Source organism: Lysobacter enzymogenes (assembly GCF_023617245.1).
GTDB classification, from domain to species: domain Bacteria; phylum Pseudomonadota; class Gammaproteobacteria; order Xanthomonadales; family Xanthomonadaceae; genus Lysobacter; species Lysobacter yananisis.
Genome location: NZ_CP067396.1, coordinates 4,181,802 through 4,197,678, shown reverse-complemented (window position 1 = coordinate 4,197,678; position 15,877 = coordinate 4,181,802). Strand labels below are relative to the sequence as shown.

The window sequence follows — 15,877 nt, the reverse complement described above, 5'->3', positions numbered from 1 at the left end:
CGCGGTCGGGACGTGGGTCGAAAGCGAGATGGTCCGCGAAGCCGCGACAACGGCCGCGGGATCGCGAAGGCACAGAAGGATCGCCGGCACGCGCGGCGAAGGCGTCGCGGCGTCCCGACGCGAACATCGGCGCCACCCGCGACGGGCGGCAGGGACGCGCAGCGATGCGGATCGAACAGTCGGGTGGCGACGACATGGCTGCGACCGTAGCAGCGCGCGCCGATGGCGAACTTGACGCGGCTCACAGCGCCGAGCGCAGGCGTGCGCCGGGGTATGGCGGCCGCTCGGCGCGACTGCAACAGGATTGCATCGCGGCGTACGCGGTGGCCGACTTTCGTCGTACGCGCGGTTTCGCGGTCGCGGCTCGCGCCGCTGCTACAGGGGCTGCGCCGTGGCCTGTTCGACGGTAGGCGCTGCGCAAGCTGCGACCGCGACAACCGACCGACCACGCACCCCTGAAACCGGGCTGCGTGTCGCCGAACTCAACCCGCGCACTCCTGCGTCCGCAGCGCCGGCGCCGGCTTCTGCCGCAACGCCTGCGCCACCGCCACGCCGAGCAGGGTGAGCCCGCCGCCGATCCAGTGGTACGCGCGCAGCGGTTCGTCGAGCAGGCACACCGCCAGCAGCGCGGTGAACACCGGGGTCAGGTTCATCAGCACCGCGGTCTTGTCGGTGCCCAGCCGCAGCAGCCCGTGCATCCAGAACCACGGCGCCAGGGTCGAGGCGAGGATGCCGGCGTAGAGCACCAGCGGCAGGTTGTGCGCGGTCAACGCCACCGACGGCGCCAGCGCGAATCCCGGCAGCAACAGCACCGTGCCGCACAGCACCTGCAGGTACAGCGACTCGCCGTTGGGGATCGGCAACGCCCAGCGCTTGACCAGCACGCCGTACAGCGCATACGAGAACGCCGCCAGCAGCATCATCATCTCGCCGCGGCCCAGGCCCTGCTGCAGCAGTTGCGCCGGATGGCCGCCGCTGAGCAGCCAGGTCAGGCCGGCGAACGACACCACCGCGCCGATCAGCATGCCCGGCGACGGCCGGGTCTTGAGCAGGACCATGCCGATCACCATCGTCATCGGCGGAATCGCCGCCACCACCAGGCCCATGGTCATCGCGCTGACGCTGTGCGCGGCGAAATAGGCCAGCGACTGATACAGCACCATGCCCAGCGCGGCCAGCACCAGCAGCTTGCGCCAGTACGGCCGCACCTGCGCGCGCAGCTTCCATACCCGCGGCAGCATCAGCGGGGTCAACACCAGCAGCGCGACCAGCCAGCGGTAGAACGAGATCGCCGCCGGCTCGATCGCGCCGGCCGAGAGCTTGCTGACGATCGTGTTTCCGGCCCAGATCAGGGTGGCCAGGATCGGCAGTAACAGGTGCATCGCAACATCCTTCCGTACAACGGCACAACGTGGGGGCAGGCTATTTTAGAATGTCGGTTAGCCGGCAAATGCCGATAACCCGACACTCCGTAGCGAGGCCCGGACAAATGCGCCGCAGCCGCCAGTTCCATTACCCCTACCGTTCATTGCCCGGCCCGCTGCTGCTGCGCTACGAGGCGCTGGCGGTGGACACCGAGAGCGCGCTGCACCGCCATCCCTGGGGCCAGCTGGCGTTCGTGGAGTCCGGCAGCATGGCCTTCGCGGTCGAAGGCGAGCCCTTGTTCGCGCCGCCGGGCTACGCCGCTTGGATCCCGGCCGGCATGGACCACACCTCGCACAACCGGCGCGAAGCCAAGTGCCGCCTGATCAACATCGCCGAGCGCTACACCCCGGCGTTGCCGGCCGCGCCGGGCATCGTCCGCCTGCACCCGCTGTTCCTGGCCGGGGTCGAGGACCTGTTCGACCGCGGCATCGAGATCCCCGACACCCCCGCCGACCGGCGCCTGGCGCGGGTATTGATCGACAAACTGCTGGCCACGCCGATGCTGCAGCGCTTCGTGCCGCACAGCGACGACCGCCTGCTCGGACCGATCCTGGACGCCTTGCAGCACGCGCCGGGCGACAACACCACGCTGGAAGAATGGGCGCAGCGCGTGCACACCACCGAGCGCACCCTGAGCCGGCGCTGCCGCGACGAGCTGGGCATGTCGTTCAGCCAATGGCGGCAGCGGCTGCGCTTCCAACAATCGATCCCGCTGCTGGAACTCGGGCGCAGCGTGCAACAAGTGTCGGCGCAGATGGGCTATGCCAGCGCCTCGGCGTTCATCGCGATGTTCCAGCAGTTCAGCGGGACCACGCCGCAGAAATTCCGGCAGGGGAAGAAGGGGTAGGGGCTGCTGCGCTGGTGCCGAGCGGTCTCGCAGCTGTGTCGTCTCATCCCAAGGCAACGAATTCCAACCCGCTCATTCCGGCGCAAGGCGGGATCCATTTCGATCCTGCCGTTGTCAGCAGGCCTTGGATCGCATCGCCTGGCGTTTGAACCTGCAGCCGCAGGTGAGTCTGGACGCGCGTATGCCGGCGGAGGTGTTCCTGGAGAAGCTTTACGGTCGGCTGACGAGCCTTTCTGTCGCCGACGTGCTGGCGATGATGCGGCGCACCGGAATGTTGGCTCCGCTCTCCAGGGACATCCGCCGAGCCGTCGCTGTTCGCCGCCCGGTGACACAGCGCATCGAACTGCCCTCGGCCGCTTCGACCTCGCCGCCGAGCGCACTCGCTCTTACTCCGAATCGAAATACGGATGGAAGGAAAAATACAAGGCAAGACTGGCGGTCCGGTTCGCCTGCATCAGTACGTCGCGGTGCGCTCGCAAACACATAATGAGGTAATACGGATCTGCGCCCTCGCCCGGAGAGCGTCTGCAAAGTTCGTCGTCGGTATCCAGCAGGGCCTGAGCGATCGGGTAGCCGGTAAAGCCATGAAACTCCTGCTCCGGGGTCTGGGCGACGACGCCGAACGCCGCCTCCAAACTGTCCAGTGCGAGCGCGATATCCTCGTGTCCGAGCAATACCGCGGGCCGGGTGATGTACTTCAGCCCGGGCAGCGTGTCCAGGTGGTCCATCGCCCACGTTTCGACATAAGCGCCCCGACTGGTGCTGGTGAAGCGGTATTCCCCCTCGCAATGCTTCTGGTATAGGGCCTGAAGCTCGGGATCGTGCTCGAGGTCGAGCGGGCCTTGGGGCGCTTCGCTCTCAGGGATGAGAAAGAGGAACGAGTAGGCATCGGTCGCCATGGTCGGCTCAAAGGTGGTGGCGGGAGGCGGCTGACGCGATTTATCGAGTAATCCAATAGGCGACGAGCTGGCAGCCAAGGATCGATTGCAACTGACTTATCTGCTCGGACGATGGATTCTCGGCGGGGTCGGCCAGCGCGGCTTCGATGATGAAGCTGCCGAACCGATCGCCGTTTGGATAGCGCAGCTGATCCAACGAGGTGCTGGCTCCACAGCATGGCGTGGTGATCCGCAGCTCGTTGAAGTGAGTGCCGTCCCAGGCGTCGCTCATCGCGTCGCTCCACCACGGCGCGGTATCGGCATCGCAGAAAGGGCACTTCGGCTCCTCGAATCCCTCGCCCGCATCGAAGAAGTGGATGCCGGGCCTGCAGGAGGCGTGGACCTCTTCCGCGCTGGGAATCAGCGCGCGGACTACGGCCTGCGCGGTATCGATAGCGTCGGGGGCCGGGTAGAAGCGCGGATCGACCGGTACGAGCTGGAAGTGATGTTCCGCCACGCGACCTCCTTGGCGTGTCTTGAGCATCCTGCCGCCCGGGGGATCGGGCTCGGCATCGGCTACCGACGGGCGGCCGGGAGCCAGGATAAAGGATCGCGAACCGCATGGACTATCAATCGCGCTGGCTGCGGCGCCTGTGCTTGGGCTGGGTATCCGCCAGGGCCAAAAGCAACGGTAACAGCCTGCGGATTCCGGCGTTCCCCGGAATGACGAGATTGGGGGGAACGACAGGCCTGGGCGATACAACGCGGTCGGGGTGGCGATTCGGTCGGCTGCGGCGCGGCGCAGCGGCCTCAGCGCTGGGGAACTGCGGCCTGTTCCGCTGCCGCCTGCGCGGCGCGCTGCTCGGCGACTTCCTGCTTCACTCCGGCCAACAGCGCATCCAACGCCGCGCGATCGTACACCTTGCCGCGCAACACGAAGGTATCGATCTTGCGCGTCGCGGCGATATCGCGCAGCGGATCGGCGTCGAGCAACACGATGTCGGCGGCCTTGCCCGCCGCCAGCGACCCGTGTTCCTTGTCCTGGCCGAGGAAACGCGCGCCGTTGATCGTCGCCGCGCGCAGCGTCTGCAGCGGGCTCAGGCCGCTCTCGACGAAGCGCTGCATCTCGTCGTGCAATCCCACGCCGGGATAGTTGAACGAATTGAGAAAGCCCGCATCGGTGCCGGCCAGAATGTTCACCCCGGCTTGCTGCAGCAGCGGCAGGATCGCCGCGTTGCGCTGGTAGCGCTCGTGCCGGCGCGCGATCGCTGCGGCGTCGTCCTTGGCCGCGCGCTCGACCCGCCACGCATAGGTCGCCTGCAGGCCCGGGCCGATGTATTGCAGGTACGGGTCTTGCTTGTGGTCGTCGCGGTCGAGATAGGTGGTGACGAAGCTGCCGTTGAGGGTCGGCGTCACCGCGGTGCCGCGCTGGGCCAGGCGCCGGTACGCGGCCAGCGCGGTCTTGCGGTCGAACGTGGCCTGGATGCGGTTCCAGCCTTCGCGGCTGTCGATCTCGCCGCGGCGCACCATCGCGCTGATCTGCGCTTCCTGCGAGGAACCGGCCTTGTACGCGTATTCGATATGTTCGATCGAACTCAGCCCGGCCGCGCTGACCTCGTCGATGGGCAGCACGAACGGCACGTGCGCCGACACCTTGAAGCCGCGCGCGCGCGCCTGCTTGAGCGCGTCGAGGAACAGCTCCGGCGACAAGGTGTTGTCGGTGATCTTGACGAAGTCGGCCTTCCAGCCCTGCAACTGGTCCAGCGCCTTGGAAATCTCTTCGTGGCTGCCGACTTCGATGTCGCCGGGCCAGATCGACTTGTAGCCTTCCAGCTTCGGGCCGGAGGTGAAGATCGTCGGGCCGTCCAGGCGCCCGGCGGCGACCGCGTCGCGCCATTCGAACACGCTCGGGCTGAGGTCGCCGGCGGCGTCGCGCACCGCGGCGATGCCGTGGGCGAGGTACAGCGGCAGCAGATTCTTGTTCTCTTCGATCAGCTTGTCGCCGCCGCCGAAGTGCACGTGCATGTCCCACAGGCCGGGGATCGCGTACTTGCCGGTGGCGTCGATGCTGCGCTGCGCCTGGAACCGCGCAGCGCGCGCATCGGGCTCGACCGCGACGATGCGGTCGCCGCGCACCGCGATCAGACGGTCGGCGCGCAGCTTGCCGTCGATCACGTCGACCACGTTGGCGTGGCGGATCAGCAGGTCGATCGGCTCGGCGGCGGCGCGTCCGGAGGCGTGGGCGCCGCCGGCGGCGCAGGCGAGCAGGGTGAGGGCGGGCAGGGTTAGGGAGAGCAGGCGGATCGTGCGGGGCATGCGGGGCGGGCTCGTCGGAAGCGGCGGGAGGTCGCCGGTCAGGTCCGGATCATCGGCCGCGCCCGCGCCGCGCGCCAGTACCGGGTCGGGCGGAGGAGATGGATCGGTCGAGCTGTTTCGGCGTGGGCGGGACGGCCGCGGGTCGCAAGCGGGCGCGCCGCAACGTCGCATGCCCAAAGCGCGCAAAAAAGAACGGGCCGGCGAATGCCGGCCCGTTCGTTCGTGCGATGGCGTCGTCGCGAGCGCGCCGATCAGCCCTTGGCGGGCTTGGCCGGCGCTTCGCTCTTCGCCGCCGGCTTGGCCGGCGATGCCGGCGCCGCGGCGCCCGCCGCCGAGGCCTGCCAGCCGCAGCTCTTGCCTTCGTTCTGCTGCTTGAGCCAGGTCTGCAGCGGCGCGAAGTATTCCAGCACCGCCGAGGCGTCCATCTTCTCGCCGCCGGTCAGTTCCTTCATCGTCTGCTGCCACGGCTGGCTCGCGCCCTTGCTCAGCATCGCCTCGAACTTGGCGCCGGCGGCCTTGTTGCCGTAGAAGCTGCACTCGTACAGCGGGCCCTTGTAGCCGGCCGCGTCGCACAGCGACTTGTAGAACTGGAACTGCAGGATGTGCGAGAGGAAGTAGCGCGTGTACGGGGTGTTGCCCGGCACGTGGTACTTGGCGCCGGCGTCGAAGAAGTCCTCGCCGCGCGCCTCCACCGGCGCCACGCCCTGGTAGCGCGCCTTCAGATCCCACCACGCCTTGTTGTACTGGTCGGGCTTGATCGAGCCGTCGAACACGCCCCAGCGCCAGCGGTCGATCATCAGCCCGAACGGCAGGAACGAGACCTTGGCCAGGGCCATGCGCATCTGCGCGTTGATCAGCGCTTCCTGGCTCTGCTGCGGGTTGGCGACCATGCCGACCGAGGACAGGTACTTCGGCGTCATCGCCAGCACGATGGTGTCGCCGATGGCCTCGTGGAAGCCGTCGTGCGCGCCGGTCTGGAACAGCGGCGGCTGCTTGTTGTAGGCCAGGTAGTAATAGACGTGGCCGAGCTCGTGGTAGATCGTGGTGAAGTCTTCTTCGTTCGGCTTGATGCACATCTTGGTGCGCACGTCGCCGGACATGTTCATGTCCCAGGCGCTGGCGTGGCAGACCACGTCGCGGTCGCGCGGCTTCACGAACTGGGTCTTGGCCCAATAGCTGTCGGGCAGCTTGGGCATGCCGAGCGAGACGTAGAAGTCCTGCGCGCGTTCGGTCATGCGCTTTGCGTTGGCGAGCTGCGCGTCGACTTCGACCTGCGCCTGCCCGGCCGCGTCGCGCTCGCCGGCCTTGTTCTGCTGCGCGTCGAGGATCTGCTGGTACTGGCGCGCCAGCGCGGCGTTGATGTCGAGGCTGCCGGCCTGCTGCTCGCTGTACGGCGCCAGCACGTCCCACAGGTTGCCCCAGTCCTGCTGCCACATGTTGCCGAGCAGGTGCGCGGGCAGCAGGCCGCCGGCGACCTGGCCCTTGTCGTTGCCGTACTTGGTTTCCAGGCGCGAGCGGGTGTAGCAGTGCAGCTGTTCGTACAGCGGCTTGACCTGGCCCCACAGGCGGTCGGTCTCGGCCGACAGCTCGGCCGGGCTCATGTCGTAGCCCGAGCGCCACAGCTCGCCGGTGTCGGCGTAGCCGAGGTTGCGCGCGCCTTCGTTGACCAGTTCGACGAAGCGCGTGTAGTCCTTGCGCATCGGCTTGGAGATGGTGTGCCAGCCCTTCCAGGCGTCGAGCTGGGCGTCGTAGTCGCGGCTGTTGCGCAGCACGTCTTCCAGGTCGCCGAGCTGGCGGCAGTCGGTTTCGCCGGGGCCGCTGCAGTAGCTGCCCGAACCGTACATGCCTTCCATGCGGGTGGCGATCTGGGTCAGCTCGGCGAGCCGCGCCGGATCCTTCGGCGCCGGCATCGCGGTGCCGATCTTGAGCAACTGGATCGCGCGCGCGGTGGCCGGCGACATCTGCTGGCCTTCGAACTTCTTCGACTGCTCGATCCAGCTGTTGAGCTGGCCGAGGTAGCGCTCGTTGGCCTTGGCCGACAGCAGCTGGCTGTCGTCGTTGATGTAGGTCGAGGACAGCCACTGCGCGGCGGTCATCTCCGGATACATCTTCTTGTATTCGTCGTTGACCCGGGCGATGAACTGATCCGCGGTCTCGCCGGCCGGCGCGGCGGCCGGCGCAGTGGCGCTCGGGGCGGTGGCGGGTTCCTTCTTGCAGCCGGCCAGGCCGATCACGGCCGCAGCGACGCCGAGCGCCAACAAGGCGCGGACAGGTTTCATGTGTGCTCTCTCCGGAAATAGTGCTGCGCTTGGCGCGCGAACCGGAAGGCTAGAGGGCGGGTCGGCGGGGCGCAAGCCGCAGTGCGATGCGGACGGGCCGGCGCCGGCGGTACGGCTGCGGTTGCAGGGAGTTTGCGCAAATCCGGCACAGTCGAGGCTGTGAAAACGATTACTCGATGCATCCGAAACGGCCGGGCTTGGCCGATTCGGGCCGTTGCTTGATGACGAAGTGCCGACGGGTTCGCGGAATTATGTAAATTTAAGGTTAAATGTAATCGTTTAGATTGTTAAATAATCGGTATTTTCAGCGCCTGCGCGCAACACTCGCGACCCGCGCCGCGCTTTCGTTCAGCCAAGGGAACGTCGCGTGAGCGGCCGGGCCGGGCGCTTGTCACGAAAACAGATTTGATTTGTGACGCGAAAACGGAAAAAGTGACGTCCAAGGGCAGCCGCTCGTCGGCGGCCCGGCCAGGGTGGGGATCCTGGTATCGAGCATCGGCTGCATTGGATAGGGAGTGAAACAGACCTTGGGCTCTTCCGCGCACAGCAAGTTGCACACGGCCACGTTGACGGCACTGCCGTTGCGCGGGGCCGATGGCGGGGCCCGGCTGTTCAGCGCCGACCTGAGCTGGGCCCAGGCGCCGCAGGCCCCGGTCCGCAGCCGCCGTCTTTACGTACGCCGCGCCGTCCGCATCGTCCTGTTCGCCTTGCTGGCGCTGGCGGCGGTGGGCGTGGTGGTGATCAACGGGCCGGCCGACGCCGGCCCCAACCGCAGCGCCGCGCGCGCCTTGCCCGATCCGGTCAGCGAGGCGGAGGTCGAAGTCGATCGCGCCGTGGCGCTGCCGGCCGCGCCGGCCGCGGCATCGCGCGACAGACACGAGCGGCTGGCCGCGCACTGAGCGCGCCGCGCGGGAACTCGGGGGAGAGTGGCGCCTTGGATGGCGCTTCAGGGGAAGGGAAGCACGGTGGCAACGCAACACGGGGCCGGCGTTATGGGGATAACCCGCTCCGCAAGGTTCGAATGGCGTCGGCGCCAGGGAGGGCGTCGGTGGCCGCTCGCTGCGGATGGCCGAGCGATGCGCCGCCCACTTTCGTGGCATGAGCTTCCCGCTGTTGTGGGAGGGGCTTCAGTCCCGACGCTCTTGTGCCCGATCGCGGTGCCGCTGCAAGCGTTCGGCGACCTGAGCGAACGCCGTCGGGGCTGAAGCCCCTCCCACGACAGCGGGCCGCAGCGCGCCTCGGGGCGGGCGCCGCCGCTTAGGCCGCCTGCGTGCGCTGCGGCGCTTCGACCAGGCCGCGCTCGGCCAGCCACTGCCATGACGTCTGCGCGTCCTGCTCGACGTAGGCCTTGGCCGAGCCCAGGCGGAAGGTGTAGCCCCAGGCGTCCATGTCGGCGTACATGCGTTCGCGCCCGACGCCGGGCAGGGCGTCGGCCAGCACGGTCTGCAGCACCAGCACCGCGTCCTCTTCCTCGACCGAATCGGTGGCGTCGGTATGCACCGCCGCGCGCCGCTGCGGCGGCAGCACGATCAAGTGGCAGGCCTCGTGCAGCATCGAATGCACCGGGGTGTCCGCGCGCGCGTAGACGGTGCTGGCGATGATGCCGGCCTCGCTGTCGCCCCAGTAGCTGCCGGGAATCGCGTCGCCGTCGGCCACGCGCACCAGATCCAGCCCGTAGCGGGCGAGCAGGGCGTGGGCGTGGTCGAAGTCGATGTCGGCGAGGGTGAGCATGCAGGACGTCTTGCTTTGTGTAGGAGCGGCGCGAGCCGCGACCGCGCCACTGGGCATGCGACGCGAACGACTATCTTGCAGTCGCGGCTTGTAACCGAAGGAAATCCCGCGGAACGCTGATGCTGCAGGTAGATCGCGTTGCGGACGCCGAGGCCGGGAGGTCGGCCTTCGCGCCCCGGGCTCAGGCCGGCGTCGAGCCCGGCGCGTCCGGCAAGGCCACCGAGATGTCGAGCACGTCGTGCTGGCCTTCCTTGACCACATCGACCTTGACCGCCTCGACGTCGACGTTGACGTACTTGCGGATCACTTCCAGCAACTCGCGCTGCAGCATCGGCAGGTAATCGGGGCCGCCGCGTCCGGCGCGTTCGTGCGCGACGATGATCCGCAGGCGGTCCTTGGCGACCGCGGCGGTTTGCTTCTTGGCCAGCAGGAAGTCGAACAGACCCATGAGCTCAGCCTCCGAAAATCTTGCTGAAGAAGCCCTTCTTTTCCACTTGGGTGAAGCGCATCGGACGGGTGTCGCCGAGCAGGCGGGCGACGGCGTCGTCGTAGGCCTGGGCGGCGTCGGATTCGGTTTCCAGGATCACCGGCTCGCCCTTGTTGGACGCGTTGAGCACGTCGCCGGACTCCGGGATCACGCCGACGGTCTTGAGGCCGAGGATTTCCTCGACGTCGCCGATGCTGAGCATCTCGCCGGTTTCCACCCGCTTGGGGCTGTAGCGGGTCAGCAGCAGGTGTTCCTTGACCCGCTCGCCGTTCTCGGCGCGGCGGGTCTTGGACGAGAGCAGGCCGAGGATGCGGTCGGAGTCGCGCACCGAGGACACTTCCGGGTTCACCACGACCACCGCCTGGTCGGCGAAGTACATGGCCAGGAACGCGCCCTTCTCGATGCCGGCCGGCGAATCGCAGACGATGTAGTCGAAGCCTTCGGCGGTGAGGTCCTCGAGCACCTTCTGCACGCCTTCCTTGGTCAGCGCGTCCTTGTCGCGGGTCTGCGACGCGGCCAGGATGAACAGGTTCTCGAAGCGCTTGTCCTTGATCAGCGCCTGCTTCAGCGAGGCCTCGCCGTTGACGACGTTGACGAAGTCGTACACCACGCGGCGCTCGCAGCCCATGATCAGGTCGAGGTTGCGCAGGCCGACGTCGAAGTCGATGACCGCGACTTTGTGGCCGCGTCGGGCGAGGCCGCAGGACAGGCTGGCGCTGGTCGTGGTCTTGCCGACGCCGCCCTTGCCCGAAGTGACAACAATGATCTCGGTCAAAATTCGTTCCTCCGTTCGTGCGGCGTCAATCCAGCGCCGCAATCTTGATTTGTTCGTCTTCCAGCCAGACCTGCACGGGCTTGCCGCGCAGCTCCTTGGGGATGTCTTCGAGCACTTTGTAGCGGCCGGCGATGGCGACGAGTTCGGCATGGAACTCGCGGCAGAAGATGCGCGCCTTGGCGTTGCCCTGCGCGCCGGCGAGGGCGCGGCCGCGCAATGGGCCGTAGATGTGGACCGAGCCGTCGGCGATGACCTCGGCGCCGGCGCCGACCGTGGTCAGCACGGTCAGGTCGCGGTTGTCGGCGTAGATCTGCTGGCCCGAGCGCACCGGCGCGGATTGGATCATTCCTACCGATGAAGCCTGCGCGACGGGCGGCGCGCCGGCCGGAGGCCGCGGCGCGCGGGCCGGTTCGGCGGCTGGCGCGGGCGCCGGCGCTTCGCGTCGCGGCGGCGCGGCGGCTTCGGCGACGGCGACGCCGTCGGCGCGCTCGTACGAGGCGCGGAACTTCGCCAGCAACGGCAACCCCAGCGCCTGCGACAGCTTCTCGATCTCGCTGGTGCCGTAGGCCAGCGCCACCGGCAGCACGCCGGCCGCGCGCAGCCCGTCGAGCAGGGCCTGGGCGGAAGCGATGTCGGGCGCGTGGCTGAGGCCGCCGAAGTCGATCACCACCGCGGCGCGGCCGAACATGTTCGGCGCGCGCTGCACGCGGCTGCGCATTTCTTCGACCAGACGCGGTACGTCGAGAGAGCGGACGCGCAGGTTGGCGATGCCGACCTGGCCGATCTTGAGTTCGCCGGCCTGTTCGTAATCCACGGCCACGCTCACGGGCAGGTCCCGGTGGGGCGCGGCGCGTCGGCCTGGAGCGGCGCCACCGGCACCCGCGGACGGGTCAGCCAGCCGGCGTCGGGCAGGGCGTCGCCGTAGGTCTGGCGCACCCATTCGAAACTGCACAGCGGCTTCATCAGCATCGCCGCGCGCACGCCGGCCTCTTCCATCACGTGCTGGCCGACTTCGCGGAAGCCGAAGCTGCCGTGGAACAGCAGGGCCGGGTCGTTGCCGCCTTCCAGGAACACCTCGCAGGCCAGCTGCGGATAGCGCAGCTCGGCGTAGCTCTGGGCGTCGGCGTAGAAGGCGCGGCCGACGCCGCCGCCGCGGCGGCGGCTGGCGACGACGATGCGGTCGATATAGAAGAAGTCCGGATAGCGCTCGTGGAACCAGCGGAAATTGCTGCTGTCGTGGCCGGCGCCGGAACCCATGCCGATCAGGAAACCGGCCAGGGTGCCGTCGCGTTCGGCGACGCGGAAATATTCGGCGGTGTCGAAGAAGTGACGCAGACGCGCCGCATCCAGCGGCAGGATCGCAGGCCCGGCGGCGTTGTTGAGGGCAAGGACGGAATCCAGCTCGTGCTCGCGCACGTCGCGGACGACGATCGACATTCCAGGCTCCAGATAGTTGCAAGCCGGCGCGAAATCCGTGCCGGCGCCCTCGATTATCGCACGGGGGGCGGCCGCGGGGCGAACGCCCGGGGCCATGACTTTCGGACGGCTCCGCCCGGGTGCCGGTACCGTTAGCATGCGTTCATGCTGGCCCGCCTCACCCCCACCCAACTCATGCGCTTCGCCGGGCTGTTCACCTGGGGCGTGGCCGGCTGCTGGCTGGTGATCATGTGGCTCGAGCCGGAGGCGGCGACCTCGCTGCCCGGCGGCAGCGAGCACACCTTCTTCCTGCTGATCCTGCGCTGGGTGGCGATCCACCTGGCCTTCGGCGCGGTGTACTGGTGGGCCAGCCGCGGCCTCGGCCAACGCCGGCCCGGGCCGGCCGACCACGCCCTGCTGCTGGTCCTGACCGCCTGCGCGATCGGCGTGGGCTATTTCTCCAACAGCGGCATCGGCAGCATCCTGCTGATGGTCGTGGCCGGGCTGCTGCCGTGGCTGCTGCCGCTGCGGGTCGGGGTGGCGTGGTTGGTGCTGAGCAACCTGTCGATCATCCCGGTGTTCGTCATCGCCATCGGCCAGCCGTTGCTGGTGGCGATCGTGCAGTCGGTGGCCTACGCCGGCTTCTCCAGCCTGGTCTTCGTCAGCTCGCTGGTGGCGATGCAGCAGGCGCAGGCGCGCGAGGACCAGCGCCGGCTCAACGCCGAACTGCGCGCGACCCGTGCGTTGTTGGCCGAGAGCGCGCGCATCAACGAGCGCACCCGCATCTCGCGCGAGCTGCACGACCTGCTCGGCCACCACCTCACCGCGCTGAGCCTGAATCTGGAAGTGGCCGGGCACCTGTCGGAAGGGCGGGTCAAGGAACACGTGCAGCAGGCGCATACTCTGGCCCGGCTGCTGCTCACCGACGTGCGCGAGGCGGTCAGCCAGCTGCGCGAGAACGGCGCCATCGACCTGTCGCTGGCGCTGCGCCCGCTCGCCGAGAACGTGCCCGCCCTGGACATCCGCATGGACATCGAGACCCCGCTGACCCTGGACGACCCCGAGCGCGCCCACGTGCTGCTGCGCTGCGCCCAGGAGATCATCACCAACGCGGTGCGCCACGCCGGCGCCCAGCACCTGTGGATCGACGTGCGCCGCAACGACGGCCACATCGTCATGAGCGCGCGCGACGACGGCCGCGGCGCCGACCACCTGATCGCCGGCAACGGCCTGCGCGGCATGCGCGAGCGGCTGGTCCAGCACGGCGGCCAACTGCGAATCGAAACCCGGGCCGAGGCCGGCTTCAGCCTGCGCCTGACCCTGCCCGCCACCGCGGCCGCCATGGGCCGCGAAGGAGCCCTGACATGATCCCCAGCCCCATCCGCGTATTGCTCGTCGACGACCAGACCCTGGTCCGGCAGGGCGTGCGCTCGCTGCTCGCCCTGGCCGAGGGCATCGAAGTCGTGGCCGAGGCCGGCGACGGCCGCCAGGCGGTCGAGATGATCCCGAACCTGCGCCCCGACGTGGTCCTGATGGACATGCGCATGCCGGTGATGTCCGGCCTGGAGGCGCTGCAGGCGCTGGCCCGCAGCGGCTACCTGCCGCCGACGATCATCCTGACCACCTTCGACGACGACCAACTGGTGCTGGCCGGGCTCAAGGCCGGGGCCAAGGGCTATCTGCTCAAGGACGTGTCGCTGGAGCAACTGGTCGGCGCCATCCAGGCCGTGGCCGAGGGCGGCTCGCTGGTGCAGCCGGCGATGACCCAGCGCCTGCTGTCGGGCCTGGAGCACATGCGCAACGACTTCGTCAGCCTGGACCGGCCCGACCCGCTGACCGAGCGCGAGACCGAGATCCTGCGGCTGATGGCCGGCGGCTTCTCCAACAAGGAGATCGCCAACTCGCTCGGGGTGGCGGAGGGGACGATCAAGAACCACGTCTCGAACATCCTGTCCAAGCTCGGCGTGCGCGACCGCACCCGCGCGGTGCTCAAGGCGTTCGAGCTGCAGTTGGTCTGAGCGCCGGCGGCGCGCGTCGGGCGCCTCGCCCGCGCGCCCGGCGGGCAGGGCGGCCCCCTGCCGTTGGCGGCGGACGCCGGCCGGCGGGGCGGAGTCGCGGTCCGCGAGCGCCCCAGTCTTCGCCGCGGCAGGGCCTTCGGGCCCGCCGCTTTCGTTCCGGCGCGCTACTTTCGTCGTAGATCCGATGCCCGCGCGCGTTGCCGCGCCGCGCACGCAGGCGCGCACAAGCCCGCGAGGCGCCGATCCGACTTGACCGGATTTGCGCTTACGCGCCTTTCGCGCCCCGGCGACAGGCCTGCATACCGGTGCGAATGCAGCGCCCAGACGGCACAAAGCCGGCCAGTTGCGCGCTTTTCGCGGCCCGGGCGGGCCGCGGCGCGACCCGATGGGCTTTCTTGCTTGTGACGGCTGCCCTTGCCGGGATTTATCTTGCTACGATTGCGGGTCTGCGCCCCTGGCCCGCACCTGGGCCCGGCCCTGGAGAACCCTGAATGACCCGTCTGATCGAGATTCTGATTTCCCTGGCGATCGTCGCCGTGCTGTTCCTGGTCGTCGGCATCGTTCTGCCGTCGAGCCGCCACCTGTCGCATTCGGTGGAGACCAACCGCAAGCTGACCATCGTCTTCGACACCTTGAACAGCCTGCGTCGCTTCAAGGAATGGAACCCGCTGGCGCTGCGCGATCCGAATATGGAGATCAAGCTGGTCGGCAAGGAAGAGGGCGTGGGCGCCCGCCTGGAATACTCCTCCAAGGAACGCGGCCTGGGCCAGGGCAGCTGGGAAATCGTCAAGAGCGAACCGGGCAAGCTGGTCGGCTACAAGATCACCAACCCCGAGCGCGGCGAGAACAAGCGCAGCGAGTTCACCCTCAAGCCGACCGGCCGCAACAACCGCAACGTCGAGATCACCCAGACCTACGACGTCGACTACGGCTTCAACCTGCTCGGCCGCTACTCCGGCCTGTACGTCAGCAGCAGCGTCGGCGAAGACATCAAGATGGGTCTGTCGCGCCTGAGCAACCTGCTGGCGACCGTGCCGAACTACGACTACGCCAAGCTGTCGGAAACCGACCCGAACAACGCGCCGAAGGTGGCCGAGCGTCCGGCCGAGAACATCCTCAGCGTCAACGCCGCGGTCGAGCGCAACAACGACAAGATCAAGGGCCAGATCCACGCCAACATGGAGTGGATCAACAAGGTCATCGCCGCCAACGGCCTGGAAGCGGTCGGTCCGGTGCGCATCGTGACCAACGAGTTCGGCACCGAGACCTACGACTTCGACACCGTGCAGGTCGTGCGCAAGAAGGGCGACACCGCCACCGGCGACGCCACCGCGCTGGAAGTCAAGGTCGAAGGCCCGGTCAAGGCTTCGCTGCTGCCGGCCTCGAAGGTCGTCGTCGCGACCAGCGGCGGCCACAACTTCGCCGCGCTGCCGCCGGTGCGCGACGCCGTGCGCGCCTGGGCGATGACCCGCGGCTACTCGACCACCGACCGTCCGTACGAGAGCTGGAAGGCCGGCATCGACCAGAGCTTCGACCCGGCCCTGGGCCAGTTCGACGTTTACTGGCCGGTCAAGTAACCCCACCGCCCGCCTCGCGCGGGCCGGTTGCGACAACAAAAACGCGCCGCGGCTTTCCGCGGCGCGTTTTTGTTTGCGCGGGCATCCAGCAACGCACCCGCCGCGCGAGCCGCGCCAGCAATCGGGGC

At 68.5% G+C, this 15,877-nt stretch carries 15 protein-coding genes; 5 read left to right on the top strand and 10 right to left on the bottom strand.

Going from position 1 to position 15,877, the window contains the following annotated elements; all coding sequences use genetic code 11:
- Positions 1 to 482: 482 nt before the first annotated feature.
- A complete protein-coding gene (locus JHW41_RS17270; protein ID WP_057946880.1) occupies positions 483 to 1,382 on the bottom strand; it encodes a DMT family transporter in 900 nt (299 codons plus the stop codon).
- Between the two features lie 107 nt (positions 1,383 to 1,489).
- Between JHW41_RS17270 and JHW41_RS17265 the strand changes: the two genes are divergently transcribed.
- Positions 1,490 to 2,272: a helix-turn-helix domain-containing protein gene (locus JHW41_RS17265; RefSeq protein ID WP_057946881.1), complete on the top strand. Its 783-nt coding sequence runs from the start codon at positions 1,490 to 1,492 to the stop codon at positions 2,270 to 2,272.
- 386 nt (positions 2,273 to 2,658) lie between these two features.
- Here JHW41_RS17265 and JHW41_RS17260 read toward each other — a convergent pair whose 3' ends face one another.
- From JHW41_RS17260 to JHW41_RS17245, 4 genes are all read right to left on the bottom strand, one after another.
- Positions 2,659 to 3,171 (bottom strand): hypothetical protein, encoded by a 513-nt coding sequence (locus JHW41_RS17260; protein WP_057946882.1) that lies wholly within the window; start codon positions 3,169 to 3,171, stop codon positions 2,659 to 2,661.
- 40 nt (positions 3,172 to 3,211) lie between these two features.
- The gene (locus JHW41_RS17255) at positions 3,212 to 3,667 is read right to left on the bottom strand and encodes a hypothetical protein (RefSeq protein ID WP_057946883.1); all 456 of its coding nucleotides are present in this window, start codon (positions 3,665 to 3,667) and stop codon (positions 3,212 to 3,214) included.
- 293 nt (positions 3,668 to 3,960) lie between these two features.
- A complete protein-coding gene (locus JHW41_RS17250) occupies positions 3,961 to 5,466 on the bottom strand; it encodes an amidohydrolase family protein (RefSeq protein ID WP_250443810.1) in 1,506 nt (501 codons plus the stop codon).
- Between the two features lie 251 nt (positions 5,467 to 5,717).
- Positions 5,718 to 7,745 carry a M2 family metallopeptidase gene (locus JHW41_RS17245; protein WP_057946884.1) on the bottom strand — a complete coding sequence of 676 codons (2,028 nt, stop codon included), beginning with the start codon at positions 7,743 to 7,745 and terminating at the stop codon, positions 5,718 to 5,720.
- 515 nt (positions 7,746 to 8,260) lie between these two features.
- Between JHW41_RS17245 and JHW41_RS17240 the strand changes: the two genes are divergently transcribed.
- Positions 8,261 to 8,644: a hypothetical protein gene (locus tag JHW41_RS17240; protein ID WP_057946885.1), complete on the top strand. Its 384-nt coding sequence runs from the start codon at positions 8,261 to 8,263 to the stop codon at positions 8,642 to 8,644.
- A 358-nt stretch (positions 8,645 to 9,002) separates the two neighbouring features.
- On the opposite strand, the gene JHW41_RS17235 is transcribed toward JHW41_RS17240, so the two are convergent.
- The 5 genes from JHW41_RS17235 to JHW41_RS17215 all read right to left on the bottom strand — a co-directional run bounded on the left by JHW41_RS17235 (position 9,003) and on the right by JHW41_RS17215 (position 12,175).
- Positions 9,003 to 9,476, bottom strand: a complete 474-nt coding sequence (locus JHW41_RS17235; RefSeq protein ID WP_250443805.1) for a hypothetical protein — start codon at positions 9,474 to 9,476, stop codon at positions 9,003 to 9,005.
- Between the two features lie 181 nt (positions 9,477 to 9,657).
- A complete protein-coding gene (minE, locus tag JHW41_RS17230; protein ID WP_057946887.1) occupies positions 9,658 to 9,924 on the bottom strand; it encodes a cell division topological specificity factor MinE in 267 nt (88 codons plus the stop codon).
- A gap of 4 nt (positions 9,925 to 9,928) precedes the next feature.
- Entirely contained in the window at positions 9,929 to 10,738 is an 810-nt protein-coding gene (gene minD / locus JHW41_RS17225) for a septum site-determining protein MinD (protein ID WP_123648983.1), read from the bottom strand.
- 25 nt (positions 10,739 to 10,763) lie between these two features.
- On the bottom strand, positions 10,764 to 11,558 hold the full coding sequence (gene minC, locus JHW41_RS17220) for a septum site-determining protein MinC (protein ID WP_428995562.1): 795 nt from the start codon (positions 11,556 to 11,558) through the stop codon (positions 10,764 to 10,766).
- 2 nt (positions 11,559 to 11,560) lie between these two features.
- Positions 11,561 to 12,175, bottom strand: coding sequence for a GNAT family N-acetyltransferase (locus tag JHW41_RS17215; RefSeq protein ID WP_250443796.1), 615 nt, complete (start codon positions 12,173 to 12,175; stop codon positions 11,561 to 11,563).
- A 144-nt stretch (positions 12,176 to 12,319) separates the two neighbouring features.
- On the opposite strand from JHW41_RS17215, the gene JHW41_RS17210 reads away from it, so the two are divergent.
- The 3 genes from JHW41_RS17210 to JHW41_RS17200 all read left to right on the top strand — a co-directional run bounded on the left by JHW41_RS17210 (position 12,320) and on the right by JHW41_RS17200 (position 15,749).
- The gene (locus JHW41_RS17210; protein WP_057946891.1) at positions 12,320 to 13,522 is read left to right on the top strand and encodes a sensor histidine kinase; all 1,203 of its coding nucleotides are present in this window, start codon (positions 12,320 to 12,322) and stop codon (positions 13,520 to 13,522) included.
- Positions 13,519 to 14,172 (top strand): response regulator, encoded by a 654-nt coding sequence (locus JHW41_RS17205; RefSeq protein ID WP_057946892.1) that lies wholly within the window; start codon positions 13,519 to 13,521, stop codon positions 14,170 to 14,172. The genes JHW41_RS17210 and JHW41_RS17205 overlap by 4 nt, the downstream gene beginning before the upstream one ends.
- Before the next feature lie 491 nt (positions 14,173 to 14,663).
- Complete coding sequence (locus tag JHW41_RS17200; RefSeq protein ID WP_250443792.1) at positions 14,664 to 15,749, top strand: SRPBCC family protein; 1,086 nt, start codon at positions 14,664 to 14,666, stop codon at positions 15,747 to 15,749.
- The last annotated feature ends 128 nt before the right edge of the window (positions 15,750 to 15,877 follow it).

Excerpts from the sequence above, each read along its gene's own strand:
- JHW41_RS17250 (WP_250443810.1), bottom strand. The coding sequence starts at position 5,466 with ATGCCCCGCACGATCCGCCTGCTCTCCCTAACCCTGCCCGCCCTCACC.
- JHW41_RS17215 (WP_250443796.1), bottom strand. The coding sequence starts at position 12,175 with ATGTCGATCGTCGTCCGCGACGTGCGCGAGCACGAGCTGGATTCCGTC.
- JHW41_RS17200 (WP_250443792.1), top strand. The coding sequence starts at position 14,664 with ATGACCCGTCTGATCGAGATTCTGATTTCCCTGGCGATCGTCGCCGTG.
- JHW41_RS17270 (WP_057946880.1), bottom strand. The coding sequence starts at position 1,382 with ATGCACCTGTTACTGCCGATCCTGGCCACCCTGATCTGGGCCGGAAAC.
- JHW41_RS17260 (WP_057946882.1), bottom strand. The coding sequence starts at position 3,171 with ATGGCGACCGATGCCTACTCGTTCCTCTTTCTCATCCCTGAGAGCGAA.
- JHW41_RS17265 (WP_057946881.1), top strand. The coding sequence starts at position 1,490 with ATGCGCCGCAGCCGCCAGTTCCATTACCCCTACCGTTCATTGCCCGGC.
- JHW41_RS17245 (WP_057946884.1), bottom strand. The coding sequence starts at position 7,745 with ATGAAACCTGTCCGCGCCTTGTTGGCGCTCGGCGTCGCTGCGGCCGTG.
- minE (WP_057946887.1), bottom strand. The coding sequence starts at position 9,924 with ATGGGTCTGTTCGACTTCCTGCTGGCCAAGAAGCAAACCGCCGCGGTC.
- JHW41_RS17235 (WP_250443805.1), bottom strand. The coding sequence starts at position 9,476 with ATGCTCACCCTCGCCGACATCGACTTCGACCACGCCCACGCCCTGCTC.
- JHW41_RS17205 (WP_057946892.1), top strand. The coding sequence starts at position 13,519 with ATGATCCCCAGCCCCATCCGCGTATTGCTCGTCGACGACCAGACCCTG.
- JHW41_RS17210 (WP_057946891.1), top strand. The coding sequence starts at position 12,320 with ATGCTGGCCCGCCTCACCCCCACCCAACTCATGCGCTTCGCCGGGCTG.